Source organism: Vibrio sp. TRT 2004, assembly GCF_050113735.1.
Taxonomy (GTDB): domain Bacteria; phylum Pseudomonadota; class Gammaproteobacteria; order Enterobacterales; family Vibrionaceae; genus Vibrio.
The window spans coordinates 24,450-39,148 of the sequence record NZ_JBNJOH010000040.1 but is presented as its reverse complement, the minus strand read 5'-3'; the positions used below and the strand labels follow the sequence as shown (position 1 = coordinate 39,148).

General features: G+C 45.0%; 13 protein-coding genes and 1 pseudogene. 5 read left to right on the top strand and 9 right to left on the bottom strand.

Going from position 1 to position 14,699, the window contains the following annotated elements; genetic code table 11:
- Positions 1–113: 113 nt before the first annotated feature.
- Both tdh and ACQEXR_RS15275 read right to left on the bottom strand, forming a co-directional pair.
- The gene (tdh, locus tag ACQEXR_RS15280; protein ID WP_426950182.1) at positions 114–1,145 is read right to left on the bottom strand and encodes an L-threonine 3-dehydrogenase; all 1,032 of its coding nucleotides are present in this window, start codon (positions 1,143–1,145) and stop codon (positions 114–116) included.
- Positions 1,145–2,341: a glycine C-acetyltransferase gene (locus tag ACQEXR_RS15275; protein WP_138972620.1), complete on the bottom strand. Its 1,197-nt coding sequence runs from the start codon at positions 2,339–2,341 to the stop codon at positions 1,145–1,147. The genes tdh and ACQEXR_RS15275 overlap by 1 nt, the downstream gene beginning before the upstream one ends.
- A gap of 235 nt (positions 2,342–2,576) precedes the next feature.
- Here ACQEXR_RS15275 and ACQEXR_RS15270 point away from each other — a divergent pair, with 235 nt between their 5' ends.
- Positions 2,577–3,491, top strand: coding sequence for a LysR family transcriptional regulator (locus tag ACQEXR_RS15270; protein ID WP_138972621.1), 915 nt, complete (start codon positions 2,577–2,579; stop codon positions 3,489–3,491).
- Positions 3,492–3,525: 34 nt separating this feature from the next.
- Here the strand turns inward: ACQEXR_RS15270 and ACQEXR_RS15265 are convergent, their stop codons facing one another.
- From ACQEXR_RS15265 to ACQEXR_RS15255, 3 genes are all read right to left on the bottom strand, one after another.
- Positions 3,526–4,995, bottom strand: a complete 1,470-nt coding sequence (locus ACQEXR_RS15265; protein ID WP_427020674.1) for a PepSY-associated TM helix domain-containing protein — start codon at positions 4,993–4,995, stop codon at positions 3,526–3,528.
- Between the two features lie 97 nt (positions 4,996–5,092).
- Positions 5,093–5,467, bottom strand: a complete 375-nt coding sequence (locus ACQEXR_RS15260) for a hypothetical protein (protein ID WP_331427293.1) — start codon at positions 5,465–5,467, stop codon at positions 5,093–5,095.
- A gap of 120 nt (positions 5,468–5,587) precedes the next feature.
- Positions 5,588–5,971, bottom strand: coding sequence for a cytochrome b562 (locus ACQEXR_RS15255; RefSeq protein WP_427020673.1), 384 nt, complete (start codon positions 5,969–5,971; stop codon positions 5,588–5,590).
- Positions 5,972–6,285: 314 nt separating this feature from the next.
- On the opposite strand from ACQEXR_RS15255, the pseudogene ACQEXR_RS15250 reads away from it, so the two are divergent.
- The 4 genes and pseudogenes from ACQEXR_RS15250 (at position 6,286) to gnd (ending at position 12,105) form a co-directional block, all read left to right on the top strand.
- Positions 6,286–8,036, top strand: a pseudogene (locus ACQEXR_RS15250) (HD domain-containing phosphohydrolase).
- Positions 8,037–8,406: 370 nt separating this feature from the next.
- Positions 8,407–9,909 (top strand): glucose-6-phosphate dehydrogenase, encoded by a 1,503-nt coding sequence (zwf, locus tag ACQEXR_RS15245; protein WP_426950295.1) that lies wholly within the window; start codon positions 8,407–8,409, stop codon positions 9,907–9,909.
- A complete protein-coding gene (gene pgl, locus ACQEXR_RS15240; RefSeq protein ID WP_426950172.1) occupies positions 9,906–10,622 on the top strand; it encodes a 6-phosphogluconolactonase in 717 nt (238 codons plus the stop codon). The genes zwf and pgl overlap by 4 nt, the downstream gene beginning before the upstream one ends.
- Before the next feature lie 34 nt (positions 10,623–10,656).
- Positions 10,657–12,105: a decarboxylating NADP(+)-dependent phosphogluconate dehydrogenase gene (gnd, locus tag ACQEXR_RS15235; RefSeq protein ID WP_138972627.1), complete on the top strand. Its 1,449-nt coding sequence runs from the start codon at positions 10,657–10,659 to the stop codon at positions 12,103–12,105.
- A gap of 456 nt (positions 12,106–12,561) precedes the next feature.
- Here the strand turns inward: gnd and ACQEXR_RS15230 are convergent, their stop codons facing one another.
- The 4 genes from ACQEXR_RS15230 to ACQEXR_RS15215 all read right to left on the bottom strand — a co-directional run bounded on the left by ACQEXR_RS15230 (position 12,562) and on the right by ACQEXR_RS15215 (position 14,662).
- Positions 12,562–12,744: a hypothetical protein gene (locus ACQEXR_RS15230; RefSeq protein WP_426950171.1), complete on the bottom strand. Its 183-nt coding sequence runs from the start codon at positions 12,742–12,744 to the stop codon at positions 12,562–12,564.
- A gap of 413 nt (positions 12,745–13,157) precedes the next feature.
- Positions 13,158–13,400 (bottom strand): hypothetical protein, encoded by a 243-nt coding sequence (locus tag ACQEXR_RS15225; protein ID WP_138972629.1) that lies wholly within the window; start codon positions 13,398–13,400, stop codon positions 13,158–13,160.
- Positions 13,401–13,553: 153 nt separating this feature from the next.
- A complete protein-coding gene (locus tag ACQEXR_RS15220; protein WP_138972630.1) occupies positions 13,554–13,745 on the bottom strand; it encodes a hypothetical protein in 192 nt (63 codons plus the stop codon).
- Between the two features lie 152 nt (positions 13,746–13,897).
- Positions 13,898–14,662, bottom strand: a complete 765-nt coding sequence (locus ACQEXR_RS15215; RefSeq protein ID WP_426969384.1) for a sulfite exporter TauE/SafE family protein — start codon at positions 14,660–14,662, stop codon at positions 13,898–13,900.
- Positions 14,663–14,699: the final 37 nt, after the last annotated feature.

Sequence of the window (14,699 nt, the reverse complement as noted above, 5' to 3'; positions counted from 1 at the left end):
TGGGTAGAACTACAGGCAAAGCCTCACTGAATGATAACCACCTACTGAAGTAGGTGGTTTAGGGCTGAAAACAAAAAGCGCCCCAATCGGAGCGCTATTCTTAGTTTATTGGGTTATTCCCAATCAAGGATAACTTTGCCAGAAAGCCCGCTACGCATAGCGTCGAAGCCTGCTTGGAAGTCATCAACTTTGAAGTGATGAGTGATGATTGGCGTGAGATCTAGGCCTGACTGAATCAATGACGCCATCTTGTACCACGTTTCGAACATTTCGCGTCCGTAGATACCTTTAATAACAAGACCTTTAAAGATAACTTGGTTCCAGTCAATACCCATATCTGATGGTGGAATGCCTAATAGGGCAATACGACCACCGTGGTTCATTGTTTGTAGCATTGAGTTGAACGCTGAAGGTACACCAGACATTTCAAGGCCAACATCGAAGCCTTCTGTCATACCAAGTTCAGCCATCACGTCCTCAAGCTTTTGCTCTGCAACGTTAACAGCGCGAGTCACACCCATCTTACGAGCAAGATCAAGGCGGTATTCGTTTACGTCCGTGATCACTACATGACGAGCACCTACGTGCTTAGCAACCGCTGCTGCCATAATACCGATAGGGCCTGCGCCGGTGATCAGTACGTCTTCACCAACTAGGTCGAAAGACAGTGCTGTATGTACCGCATTGCCAAATGGGTCAAAGATTGACGCAAGGTCATCAGAAATCCCTTCAGGGATTTTGAATGCGTTAAATGCTGGTATCACTAGGTACTCAGAAAACGCACCTGTGCGGTTAACACCAACACCCGTTGTGTTACGACATAGATGAGTACGTCCACCACGACAGTTACGGCAGTGACCACAAGTAATATGGCCTTCACCAGATACGCGGTCACCGATTTCGAAGCCACGGACTTCTTGACCAATGCCAACCACTTCACCCACATATTCATGACCTACAACCATAGGAACCGGAATGGTTTTTTGTGACCACTCATCCCAGTTGTAGATGTGAACGTCAGTGCCACAGATAGCGGTTTTCTTAATACGGATCAGAAGATCGTTATGACCAAGTTCAGGCTTGTCGACCTCAGTCATCCAGATGCCTTGTTCAGGCTTTAGTTTTGATAGTGCTTTGATTTTCATTATTTGATGATCTCCATGTCACGACCCACTTCGATAAACGCATCGATAGCGCGATCTAGCTGCTCACGAGAGTGTGCTGCTGACATTTGTGTACGAATACGTGCCTGACCTTTTGGTACTACAGGGAAAGAGAAACCGATCACGTAGATGCCTTTCTCTAAAGCGCGCTCTGCAAACTCGGCAGCTACTTTGGCATCGCCTAACATGATTGGGATAATTGCGTGGTCTGCACCACCCATAGTGAATCCAGCCGCTTCCATACGTGCACGGAAGTGTGCGGCGTTTTCCCATAGGCGGTCGCGTAGATCACCACTCTCTTCAAGCAGGTCAAGAACGCGGATAGAAGCGTTGACGATTGCTGGTGCAACAGAGTTAGAGAATAGGTATGGACGTGAACGCTGACGTAGCCAGTCGATCACTTCAGCTTTACCAGAAGTGTAACCGCCTGAAGCGCCGCCCATCGCTTTACCCAGTGTGCCTGTGATGATGTCGATGCGATCTACAACATTGTGGTACTCGTGAGTGCCTGCACCTGTTTTGCCCATAAAGCCTACAGCGTGCGAATCATCAACCATTGTCAGTGCGCCGTACTTTTCAGCAAGGTCACAGATGGCAGGAAGATTAGCCACCACACCATCCATTGAAAAAACACCGTCAGTCACAATCAGGATGTGACGAGCGCCAGCTTCTTTTGCTGCGATTAGTTGCTGCTCTAGCTCTTCCATATTGTTGTTTGAGTAACGGAAACGCATAGCTTTACATAAGCGAACACCATCAATGATTGAGGCGTGGTTTAGCGCATCAGAAATGATAGCGTCTTCTGCACCTAGAATCGTTTCGAACAGACCAGCGTTCGCATCGAAACAAGAGGTGTATAGGATGGTGTCTTCTTTACCCAAGAACTTAGAAAGCTTTTGTTCAAGTTCTTTATGGATGTCTTGAGTACCACAGATAAAACGCACAGATGCCATACCAAAGCCGTGAACGTCCATACCCTCTTTACCTGCTTCGATTAGAGCAGGGTGATTTGCAAGGCCAAGGTAGTTGTTCGCACAGAAGTTAAGCACTTCTTCGCCGGTTGAGATTTTCACCGCAGCGGCCTGTTGCGAAGTGATCACACGCTCTGATTTATAAAGGCCTTCCGCTTTTACTTCTTCAATTTGCTGTTGGATCTGTTGGTAGAATGCAGAAGACATTTCAAATTCCTTCCTAGTTATTATGATTGTAAGCATATCGCTTATCGATTGCCTTGAGCGCATTGCTAAAGACTAAAATCTGCTGTCTTAAGTGTAATTCAAGCACGTTGTTTCCATTATCCCGTTGAGCGGAAAAACATTATTGAATTTGAGGCACAAATTGGACGCTTTTGTGATGACCGTCGCTCAGGATCACGCTAAACTCCCCCCATCATTGCCATTAACACACTCCACTATGAAAAACACCAAACTGATCGCCCTACTCCCTGACTTAGCGAGTTTTATTTTAATCGTTGACGAAGGAAGCTTTACCGCTGCGGCGAAGCAGCTTGAGGTGACGCCTTCAGCGCTAAGTAAACTGGTGACTCGATTGGAGACCTCTCTATCGGTGAAACTGTTTGAACGTACGACGCGCAAGCTGATCATTACCCGCTCAGGTCAACAGGTTTATGATCAGGCAATGGTCATGGTTAACGCCGCCAAGCAAGCCGTTGAACTTTCGACTTCAGATCATCAAGAAATGTCGGGGGCGTTGACCGTTGCAGCACCCGAAGCGTTCTTAAACTCGGTGCTTCAGCCTCACGTTGTGCCTTTTCTCAAGCAATACCCGCACATTCAGCTCAAACTCCGCGCTGCGGATGGCGAAATAGATTTGATCCGCGATGGAATTGATGTCGCTTTCAAACTCACCGATAAGCCAGATGAGAATTTGGTATTGAGAGAAGTGAGTAAAACTAACTTAGTGCTGTGTGCAAGCCCTGAATATGTCGAACAGCGAGGGATGCCAACCCACCCAACAGAGCTGGTAAAACATGACTGTTTGTACCTAGCAGAAACCGACCGTGACCATATCTGGGACTTTTTTAAAGAAGACGAGTACCACTCAGTACCCGTTAGCGGACGCTACGCAGTTAACCACTCACAAATGCGATTGACAGGGGTTAAGAATGCACTTGGTATCGGCATCTTCCATGACTTTGTTATCGCCGATGCGATTGCGCAAAACCAAGTCGTTCCAGTCTTGCCAGACTGGACAATCAAAAGCAACTACCACGGGGCAATAGCAATTCAGTACCCACAAACCAAGTACATGCCCGCTCGTTTACGTGGATTCATCGACTATATGACCGAGCAACTGAGTCAAAAATAATACCGCCCTGAGGAGAGCCTCAGAGCGGTATTCATCAACTCATCGCGACTAACACGCTAAGTATTCGCGCAGTCTGGCACTTCTGCTGACGACACAACAAGGTCGCAATAATCGTTACCCCTGCCAATGGGAAGCAGAGGCTGATCACCACAACGGACGCCAGCCCCACCTTCCAAGTACCTTCTTGTTCAAAACGCGCTGGCACCCCCAACTTGTTCTGTTTACTTGGACGTCGTAACCACCACATCACCGCACCCGTGATTGAAATCGCGATGAATGCCAAACAGAACAGTAGGTTGAGCACTTTATTGATAACACTAAGATCGCCCTGATGGAGGGATACCCCTACTGCCATCAACTTAGCCATTAGGCTGTAGTCCTGCCACGTCACATCGACTAATACCTTGCCACTGTATTGGTCGATATGAGTGGTTCTGTCTTCTCTTGGATCCGTCACATCTCCTGCCATCGAGTTCGCCGCAATGGTATAGACACCTGTCGACGATTGAGGCAAAAAGACTTTAAAACGGCTGAAACCAAGTTGCTGCGCCTGAGATATCACACTATCGATATCCATCGTGTTACTGGCATCATAACTCACTTCGTTGTGTTCATGGCCGCCATGATGGTTTTGCGACTGTGGTAACGGCGTTTGCTCAAGATTCCAAGGCAGCTCTTCTTCACTTCCATGATTTAAACTGGCGTGAGTCTGAACGGATTGTGGCTTTTCACCCCATGTATAATAGGTTGGAAAGGTGTTCCAGCCTTGGACCATTTTCGCTCCCCACACTCCAGCCCAAGCGAGGCCAGAAAGCAAAAATAGCAGCAGCACAATCGAAAGCACACCTCCTAGATTTGCGTGAAGATCTCGCAACATGGTACGTGTACCGCTGGTTAATCTCACCTTAAGAAAGCCTGCTTTGGCCGCGTTGTCTGTTGGCAGCCATAGGTATATCCCTGATACCAATAAAAGAATTCCTAAACTGGCGGACACTTCAATCAAGTAGTCTCCCCACGTTCCAATGAGTAAGGTTCCGTGAATATCGTTCGCCAACTGGTACCAACTGTTGCTGCGATCAATTTCGCCTAACACTTCTGCTGTGTAGGGGTTAACCGCCACTAACAATGATTTTCCATCTGCTAATCGAACGTTAAACCGATTGGCGACCGTCGCTTCTGAAGCCGCGATAAACTGCGTCACTCTGGCTTTGGGATATTGAGCAATAACGGCTTGCATCTGCTTCGACACAGATTGAACCGTCTCTTGCGGAGTAACCGTTAAAATTTCGCCGTAACGAAAATGTTCAATCTCATCATCAAACAGCATCACTATACCGGTGAGACTTAGCATTAACATAAACGGGATAACGAATAAGCCAGCATAGAAGTGCCAACGCCAAGCGAGGAAATAGCGTGCTTTAGCGTTTTTCTTTTCAATGGATTGCTGACTTTTTGATGAGCGTGCGTGTTCCTTAGGTTGAGTCTCAAACTGACTACCCAGCATTATATTTTCCTTTTTAAGACGCACAGCGTCGCACCTCGAATCATGTCGAGGCTAATCGCTGAGCATTAACTTTACTTAGTGGCTTTAAGCCTAATTATTATGAGATATCGATAAAGTTGGAAAAAAGAACCGCGGGCGGAGCGCGTGGGATAGCAAATTGAAAACGTTCACTTAGAGCCAAATAAGTGTACGAATCCATCGTCGCTAATGTCGATCTTCGTGCGTGTTGGGGTGTTGGAAGAGAATCCTGATGAAAGCTGGAAAAGTGACTAAATGGACAAGGTTTGCTGTGTTGGGTTTCTACCGTACCTTCTTCAACTTGAACCAGCTCAAAACCATTGATAGTACAGAGCGTCGCCCACACCCCGGCATTGGCACCATGGGCGTTTATAACAGGCATCAATGTCACAAGCACCCAGCTAAGGGCACTTGCGATTAACATGCTTCGCTTAAAATAAGACGCTCTGATCATTGTCACTCTCAATAGTTAGAGCGCAAATATATAACCTTCTGCTAACAAACTCAGTAACCTACGATAAAAAACCTAACATTGATCATGGTTTTTTACCCTTACAGTATGGCCTTGAGCCTTTTAGCCAAATAGCTTGCTCCAGATGCTTGGATTACGCTTATCATGATACTCAGCACGTAAATCATCGACGCGTTTTAACTCCGCTTTGGCCGCTTCTAAGTTACCAGCCTCTAATTTCGCCTCAATAGAGTCCAACGCAACAGAAAGCTTATTAAAGCCTTCAAGGTAAAGATCGGTTTTCTCTGGCGGGTATTCACCCTGTTTCGACTGTTCGATTAACTCCGAGAGATTAGCAACTGCGGATTTCATTTGGGTGATTTCCTCTGCCTGAGCGGCCTGTTTGAACTCGACTTTCATCTGTTTCATGGTCGCTTTCAAATCGAAATCACTCGCAAACACTTGAGCTGACATAACTAACGCGAATACAGGAACCAATTTTTTCATTGTATTTATTCTTTATTTCGGGGAAATGAGGACAAAGTGTACTGAATTTATTCCGCACACATGAGCGTAAATTTGTATCAACTTATAACGGTTTAAAGTCTTCGATAACCTCGCGACCACGTAACGCTAAGAAGTCTAAAAACTGCCGATCACCCAGTTCAACAACGACATTAGCCTATCAACTCTCCCCTGTTTAAGTCCACCGAAACCCACTCCTAAAGGCTTTCAATAATAAAAACATCAATATGAAGTAGTTTTTTTGCATCATCGCCAGTTTGTTCAATACTTAGAATGTACTTGCTACTGGACAGATCATGAGAAAGCGTCGTTACTCCCTAAGTATTCATATCACTACTCTATTTCTGGTTCTCACGACATTAGTGGGCTCGGTTCTTATTGCCATCAGTTACCGACATGCTCAGGATTTGTTAACCGGAAGTGCGAAAGAACTCAGCAGTGAAAACGCTCGACAGCTGGAATCAACGTTCCAGGTCAAAGCGGGGCCGATTCTTACCACTCTCGATTTTATGGCGATGAGTAGATCAATTGATGACCATCAGGCACCTGAAAAACATCAACTTTTCCTCGCCTCCCTCCATTTGATTTTTCAACGCAACCCAGGAGTCGTCGCACTTTTCTATGCTAACGATTCTGGTGACCTCACACTGATTCGCGCCCTTAGAACCAATGGCGACCGAGAACGATTTGATGCACCAGACAAAGCCGCGCTGATGATCAACACGACCAATCCGTCTGGTCTCAATCGTTTTACCTTCCTTGATGGCAGTTTCCGCAATGTTGGACAGCGCCAAAGCAATGACAATAAGTTTGATCCACGCACTCGTCCGTGGTTCTCCAATGCAGACCTAGATGGCGAAATACGACTCACTGAGCCATATTTTTTTTACTTTCTGAAGACCAACGGAGTTACACTATCGCGTCGTTCGCCGGATAGTAAGAGCGTCGTTGGAGCAGATTTCACCTTAACTTCGCTCTCTGAACAAATCAGTCGAATGGGACATTCGGAAAATACCAAGCTGACTCTATTTGACAATAAATTCAACATATTGGCCCATCACAATGTTGGCATGGAACAGAGTGACGACGGCCGCCCCAGTGTTGATTTACTCAAAGACAGCGTATTTAGAACCGTCATCAACCGTAGTTCGAGCCAAATTATTTACGAAACGCTTGAGCACGATGACCAGAATTGGTCAGTGACGTTAACGCCAGTTAGCTTAAACAACAAAACCCGCTTGTTACTCGCTGAAGCGACACCTCAAGATGATTTGCTCTCTTCATTGCTGAATGTAATATCGGTGGTGAAAATATGAGTCAGGATGCTCTAGAACGCCTCAAGAAAATCAGTGCCTATAAATGGACAAGGACGTTAGATGACCAAGCTGGTGTCTCATGGATAGAAAAACAACGTGCCGGAAAGCCTAGCGATTTACCCGTTGAAGAGTCAATCCTCGCCGACAAACAAGTGCATCTCATTGAGTGGCAGAGTAACACTAAACCACAGGATTTTTGGCAAGAGGAGTTTGTATTGGTACCAGGCGATTACAAGTACAATCGTGGCGAACTCTATAACCTCTCCATCCAGAGAGGGACCCTGAACGATGAAGAGCGCTTTATTATCAATGACCATATCATTCAGACCATCATGATGCTCAATCGTCTTCCCTACCCGGACCATCTCAAAAATATTCCTGAAATCGCAGGAGGACATCATGAGCGAATGGATGGCAAAGGTTATCCAAAAGGTTTATTCCAAGAACAACTATCCATTCCCGCACGTGTTATGGCGATTGCCGATGTCTTTGAAGCTCTGACTTCAAGCAATAGGCCGTACAAAAAAGCCAAAACTCTATCTGAATCTTTAGAAATCATGACGGAGATGGCAACAACGGGACACATTGATCCTAAGCTATATCTGATTTTTCTTGAACAACACATCGATCAACAATACGCAGAGATGTTTTTATCACCAAATCAGTTGGGTGAGATTGACCGTGGAGCACATATCAAAAGAGTGAAAAGCTTCCTAAAATCCCATTTCTAAACACTCCAACAATTTGCGAACCAAATTAGAGTAAATGCGTCATTTTTATCTCGAAACGCAAAATCATGCTCTAGCTATAACTTTCAACAAGTTAGCTCACCAATGAGTCAATATTTAATCGATTGCCCTCTCAAAGGTTGATGTATATCAAAGAGTCATAGACAATACGCTGCCATCTGAGCATTGAGCTCCGTTTTTTGGCGTCAGCCCCGCTGACAAATGAAAGAATTGGCACGCTTTATTGGCTTTTGCCTATCAGTTTAATAGGCAAGACCAGTTTTATAATTTGAGGTGTCGTTGATAGGGTTGGTCTACTTAAATGCCAACCTCCTAGGCACATGCTAACTACCTCGTTTCTAAGGGAAAGATGATGGTAATACCAGAAAACAGCAGCATCGTTATTTTTGGTGCTTCGGGCGACTTAACCTATCGTAAGTTGATCCCTGCTTTATATCACCTTTACTCAAACAAACAGCTGCCTGAGAACTTCGCTATCCTCGGCGTAAGTCGTACGGAATACAGCGATGAGTCTTACCGTGAAAAGCTAAAACGTTCTCTTCAGGAAATGGAGAAAACTGAGCCAGCAACATTAGATGCTTTTATCAACCATCTGCATTACCAAGCGATCAACACCTCGGATACTTCTGATTACTCTAAACTGTCGTCGCGTCTCAACCAATTGGCAGACCATTATCAGTTCGAGCAACGCAATACGCTATTCTACCTAGCAACGCCACCAAGCCTATACAGCATCATTCCAGCCAGCCTTGCTGCACACGGTTTGAACAATGAAGATGACGGTTGGAAACGCCTAATCATCGAAAAACCGTTTGGCTATGATCTGGCTTCTGCGCGAAAACTCGATAAAGAAATTCATGAGCACTTCCAAGAGCACCAAATCTACCGTATTGACCATTACCTAGGTAAAGAAACAGTACAGAACTTATTGGTATTCCGCTTCTCCAACGCAATGTTTGAACCATTGTGGAATCGCAACTTCATCGACTATGTTGAAATCACAGGCGCGGAATTCCTCGGTGTGGAAGAGCGTGGTGGCTACTACGACGGCTCGGGCGCTGTTCGTGATATGTTCCAAAACCACTTGCTGCAAGTCCTTGCTATGGTCGGTATGGAACCACCGGCACAAATCAATGCAGACTCAATGCGTGATGAAGTGGTTAAAGTTCTTCAGTGTCTAAAACCGCTTGAAGAAGACGATCTACGTAACAACCTCGTTCTTGGTCAGTACACTGAATCGGATGTACGTGGTGAATTTTTACCAAGCTACCGTAATGAGCCAGGTGTTGCCGAAGATTCGCGCACTGAGACTTACGTTGGCCTGAAAGCGTACATCAACAACTGGCGTTGGAATGGCGTGCCTTTCTATGTCCGCACAGGTAAGCGTCTCCCAACACGTGTCACGGAAGTGGTTATCCATTTCAAACAGACACCGCACCCAGTGTTTGGTCAAAATGCGCCAGAAAACAAACTGATCATTCGTATTCAGCCAGACGAAGGCATCCAAATGAGCTTTGGTTTAAAAGAACCAGGCGCGGGTTTCCATGCCAAAGAAGTGAAAATGAACTTTCATTATGCTTCTCTGCAAGAAACGCAAATGCTGACGGCCTATGAGCGTTTACTGCTTGATGCACTAAACGGTGATGCGACGCTGTTTGCTCGTAGCGATGCGGTCGAAGCGTGCTGGAAATACGTTCAACCGATTCTAGACTTCAAACAAGACCCACAAGCTCTATTTGGTTACGCTTGTGGTACATGGGGACCAAAAGAGTCTGATGACTTACTGCAACGTGACAATCGTGCATGGCGCTTCCCTTGTAAAAACTTAACTGACACGGATTACTGTGAACTATGATTAATCACAAGATTTTTCCAACCGCTGAACAAGTGGTGGCAAGCTTAGCTGACGACATGAAAGCCTATAGCGAACTTGGCCGACCTGTCCATATTTCACTCTCTGGCGGTAGCACGCCGAAGATGCTATTTAAACTATTGGCAAGTGACACTTACGCGACATCCATTCAATGGAACAACCTGCACTTCTGGTGGGGTGATGAGCGCTGTGTCGCACCAGACGATGTAGAAAGCAACTATGGCGAGGCCAACGCCTTACTGTTTAGCCAAGTCAATCTTCCTCGCGAAAACATCCACCGTATTCGCGGCGAAGATGAGCCAGCCGTTGAAGCAAAACGCTTTGCTGAAGAAATGGCTGCCGTGATTCCATGTGAAAATGGCACTCCTGTGTTTGACTGGATTCTACTCGGCGTTGGGGCAGATGGTCACACTGCATCCCTGTTCCCAAATCAAACAAATTACCAGGATGAGAACTTATCTGTGCTTGCCTCTCACCCTGAGTCAGGACAAATTCGCGTTTCAAAAACCGCAAAAGTGTTGGAAGCAGCGAAACGCATCAGCTACCTCGTACTTGGTGCAGGCAAAGTTGACATTGTAAACGAAATTCATACTACTCCGGCGAATGAGCTGCCTTATCCAGCATCAAAAATCCAGTCAAAAACTGGTCTAACGGAATGGTACTTAGATTCAGACGCAGCAGCAAAAATCGCGTAATGCGAGCGCGTAAATAGAAAATTGGAGAGAAATAATGAAAGGTGATATCGGTGTAATTGGCCTAGCAGTAATGGGGCAAAACCTTATCCTAAACATGAACGACCATGGTTTCAAAGTGGTTGCTCACAACCGTACTGCTGCGAAAGTAGACGAGTTCCTAGAAGGCCCAGCGAAAGGTACTAACATCATTGGTGCTTATTCACTAGAAGAGCTAGTTGAGAAACTAGAAACACCGCGTAAAGTGATGCTCATGGTACGTGCAGGTGAAGTTGTAGATACATTTATCGAAGCGCTAGCACCACTTCTTGAGAAAGGTGACATCATCATTGATGGTGGTAACACCAACTACCCAGACACTAACCGCCGTGTTGCTGCACTACGTGAAAAAGGCATTCACTTTATCGGTACAGGTGTTTCTGGTGGTGAAGAAGGTGCTCGTTTTGGACCTTCGATCATGCCGGGTGGTTCTCCTGAAGCATGGGAAGCGGTAAAACCTATCTTCCAAAGCATCTCTGCTAAAACTGACGCGGGCGAGCCTTGTTGTGACTGGGTTGGTAACGACGGTGCTGGCCACTTCGTTAAAATGGTTCACAACGGTATCGAATACGGCGACATGCAGCTTATCACTGAAGCGTACCAGTTCATGAAAGATGGCTTAGGTATGTCTGCTGACGAGATGCAAGCGGTATTCGCTGAGTGGAACAAAACCGAATTGGATAGCTACCTAGTAGAAATCACGGCTGATATCCTAGGCTACAAAGACGAAGACGGTGAGCCTCTAGTAGAGAAGATCCTAGACACTGCTGGTCAAAAAGGTACCGGTAAATGGACGGGTATCAACGCACTAGACCTAGGCATTCCACTGACGCTAATCTCTGAATCCGTTTTCTCTCGCTGCCTATCTGCGCTAAAAGATCAGCGTGTTGAAGCAGAATCTTTATTCGGCAAAACTATCACACCAGTAGAAGGGGATAAGCAAGAGTGGGTTGATGCACTTCGCCAAGCTTTACTTGCGTCTAAGATCATCTCTTACGCTCAAGGCTTTATGCTAATGCGTGAAGCGTCAAACGAGAACGGCTGGGAGTTAAATTACGGTAACGTAGCGCTAATGTGGCGTGGCGGTTGTATCATCCGTTCTGCTTTCCTAGGTAACATCCGTGATGCTTATGAAGCGAACCCTGACATCGCGTTCCTAGGTTCAGACGATTACTTCAAAGGCATTCTACAAAATAGCCTAAGCGCTTGGCGTAAAGTTGCAGCAAAATCATTGGAAGCGGGTATCCCAATGCCTTGTACCATCTCTGCTCTCTCTTTCCTAGACGGTTATACAACAGCTCGCCTGCCAGCTAACCTTCTGCAAGCGCAGCGTGACTACTTCGGTGCTCACACCTACGAACGCATTGACCGTCCACGTGGTGAGTTCTTCCACACTAACTGGACTGGTACAGGCGGCGATACAGCCTCTACAACTTACGATGTGTAATCTAAGTTAAATTTGCCGCAAAGCCGATTTGGTAATCAAATCGGCTTTTTTATTATCGGTTCATCCAGCGAATTCATCATTACTCACTAATTCACTACTATAATTAATGCAAAACAATCACTTATCAAAATGCCATATGCGCAAATAAAAAGGAAAGAAAATAGAATATTGCTTTATTAGGTATATTATTGGCTTTTTTTATTAATAAATCATTGCAAACTAATAACGATATTTATCGATAAACTATCGATTTAAAATATATCCGTCAAGCGTTCCCTATTCATGCCCTTGTTCCGTACGAATACTAGCTATTGCGTAGTTCAAAGATAAAAGGCACTAAACTATTGGTGGATTGTAGGATAAGAGCAAGCATCAATGGTTGGCAGCGAATCCCAGTGGATCTCGATGTAAGAGGCTGATGGATGAGTTGGTGCAAAGTCCCTGTCAAACGTACGACTAATAGTAATTTTCATCCTTATAAAGCTCACTGATGAAATCCAGCTCTTCATCTGAGAGTAATTGCCCGGACTTCTCCATTTCACTCAGGATTTTGTCAACTTCGTGCTTGATGTTTCGGAGCTGATGGTCATTGAGTCCTTCCAACTCTGATTTTATTTCACTAAACTTCATTCCGTTCATACAGTCACCAGAAAAGTGAGATTAATTGAGATAATTTATACCATATCTTTATAAAGAAATATAATTCAAAATAAAGAAATACAATTCAAAGAAATGACATAAAAAATTTCATTCGGACTTAAGGCTACCATAAAGTTCATGATTAACTTTAGTTAATTTATATTAACACAGCAATAATTAACCTTAATAACCCAATAGGACTAATTAGAATGCTTTTATCTAAATCTTTGAAATTATTTTTATGTTAATTTAACCAACGTCTCTAATTTGAAAACTGTACACGGTAAATTGCAAAGATTGGCGCAATAGCTAAGGATTGAGAAGAGGAGAATACGTCGAAAATCGGATAAGGTAAAAAGAGCCATACCTCTCAGCGTTGAGAGGTACTGTAGATATAAGTCGTATCAAACCGTTTATCGACGAACCAAAGTTTGACCATCGACAAAGCCGATGCTTTTTATCTCGCGATGTTTGATGTTCCTTATTACACTCCAATCGAGGTGTGATTGAGAGAAAGAGCAATAGATATGCCGACCTCCGGATAACTCCGTTTTTAAGAAATCTTCCAACGACTGAACATTAGACGCAATAAACAGATCTCTTTCATCAATTAGCGGTGTTTTTTCAAAGGCGATGGGTGAGTAGTGTGTGAGCATATATGTTTTATCCTCTAGGCCAGTACAGTGCTGGCTTTGTGTAAGGCAAAGTGAATAACCTCCTTTTATTTATCTCCTACAAGTATTGTATTACACATGGTTAATGAACTTGGGAAAGACATCCTTTCCAAAATGGAAACGGCAAGAGCGCCATTAGGCGCTCTTCTGTTTATCGTTTCCTTTGAACTTATCGGTGACATAGAGAGCAAAACTGGCAATCAGTGCGATCACCGACACGGTAAAAAGAGCTGGCATGCTCAGGATCCATGCAAACGTCGCGGCAAGAAATGCGATGAAGGTAATCATGCGACTGCTTGACATTACTCTGCCTAGTTTTCTGTTCATAACGCCTCCTAAGTATCAACAAAGGGACATGGCTAAAACATTAATCGGCCATGTTTTGACCAATTCATTATGCCGTAATGTAAGCTAAATAAACCTAAATCAAACTCAAAATAACTCGGTATGTGACACTCCGCAATGAGCTAGTCGACGCGTTACCAATAGACATCAACAAAGAAATAGACGGTCATCACTATGCTCGACAAGGCGACAAACCCTTTCACGTAAACCTGCTCCACTTTTCGCGATACACGAGCGGCAACATAGCCCCCCGAAAGCGTTCCTAACATCACAGCAAAGCCTCTAGGCCAATCAATCGCGCCATCAAGAACGAACACGACAATGGCAATGATTGAAACACATGATGAGATAAGCAATTTCAGGCCGTTCATCTGGTTGATATCGTTATGTCCGGCCAAGACTAAGTAGCTGAGGACGATAACGCCCAGTCCAGCATTGAAGAATCCCCCATAGGCGGAAACCAGAATCAATAACAACGTAATGGATATCACCGCCCACATCGGACTCAACGACGCCGTTCTCGCCGCTAGACTGACCCAATGACTGATTTTATTGCCAAAAACAAATAGCAAGGTAGCAAACAGTAGCAGCCATGGAATGGCGACTAAAAACTGCTGCTCAGACACACTGAGAAGCAAGTAAGCGCCAATGGCACCGCCAAGGAGACTGAAGAAGATCATTGATTTCAATGCACTAGCCGACTGAGCGATGTCCTGACGAAATCCGTAGGTACCGCTGATATAACCGGCGCATGCCGCGAAGGTATTGGTCGCATTAGCAATCACAGGAGGTACACCAACAAACATGAGTGCAGGAAACGTGATAAAGCTTCCACCGCCCGCAATGCTGTTAAGTATACCGCCCAGAACACCAGCGCCAAATAGTAGAATCCATTCCATTTTGGTTACGAGTTTTTATTAGGGGTTAACTACTCTA

Excerpts from the sequence above, each read along its gene's own strand:
- tdh (WP_426950182.1), bottom strand. The coding sequence starts at position 1,145 with ATGAAAATCAAAGCACTATCAAAACTAAAGCCTGAACAAGGCATCTGG.
- ACQEXR_RS15275 (WP_138972620.1), bottom strand. The coding sequence starts at position 2,341 with ATGTCTTCTGCATTCTACCAACAGATCCAACAGCAAATTGAAGAAGTA.
- ACQEXR_RS15270 (WP_138972621.1), top strand. The coding sequence starts at position 2,577 with ATGAAAAACACCAAACTGATCGCCCTACTCCCTGACTTAGCGAGTTTT.
- ACQEXR_RS15265 (WP_427020674.1), bottom strand. The coding sequence starts at position 4,995 with ATGCTGGGTAGTCAGTTTGAGACTCAACCTAAGGAACACGCACGCTCA.
- ACQEXR_RS15260 (WP_331427293.1), bottom strand. The coding sequence starts at position 5,467 with ATGATCAGAGCGTCTTATTTTAAGCGAAGCATGTTAATCGCAAGTGCC.
- ACQEXR_RS15255 (WP_427020673.1), bottom strand. The coding sequence starts at position 5,971 with ATGAAAAAATTGGTTCCTGTATTCGCGTTAGTTATGTCAGCTCAAGTG.
- zwf (WP_426950295.1), top strand. The coding sequence starts at position 8,407 with ATGGTAATACCAGAAAACAGCAGCATCGTTATTTTTGGTGCTTCGGGC.
- pgl (WP_426950172.1), top strand. The coding sequence starts at position 9,906 with ATGATTAATCACAAGATTTTTCCAACCGCTGAACAAGTGGTGGCAAGC.
- gnd (WP_138972627.1), top strand. The coding sequence starts at position 10,657 with ATGAAAGGTGATATCGGTGTAATTGGCCTAGCAGTAATGGGGCAAAAC.
- ACQEXR_RS15230 (WP_426950171.1), bottom strand. The coding sequence starts at position 12,744 with ATGAACGGAATGAAGTTTAGTGAAATAAAATCAGAGTTGGAAGGACTC.
- ACQEXR_RS15225 (WP_138972629.1), bottom strand. The coding sequence starts at position 13,400 with ATGCTCACACACTACTCACCCATCGCCTTTGAAAAAACACCGCTAATT.
- ACQEXR_RS15220 (WP_138972630.1), bottom strand. The coding sequence starts at position 13,745 with ATGAACAGAAAACTAGGCAGAGTAATGTCAAGCAGTCGCATGATTACC.
- ACQEXR_RS15215 (WP_426969384.1), bottom strand. The coding sequence starts at position 14,662 with ATGGAATGGATTCTACTATTTGGCGCTGGTGTTCTGGGCGGTATACTT.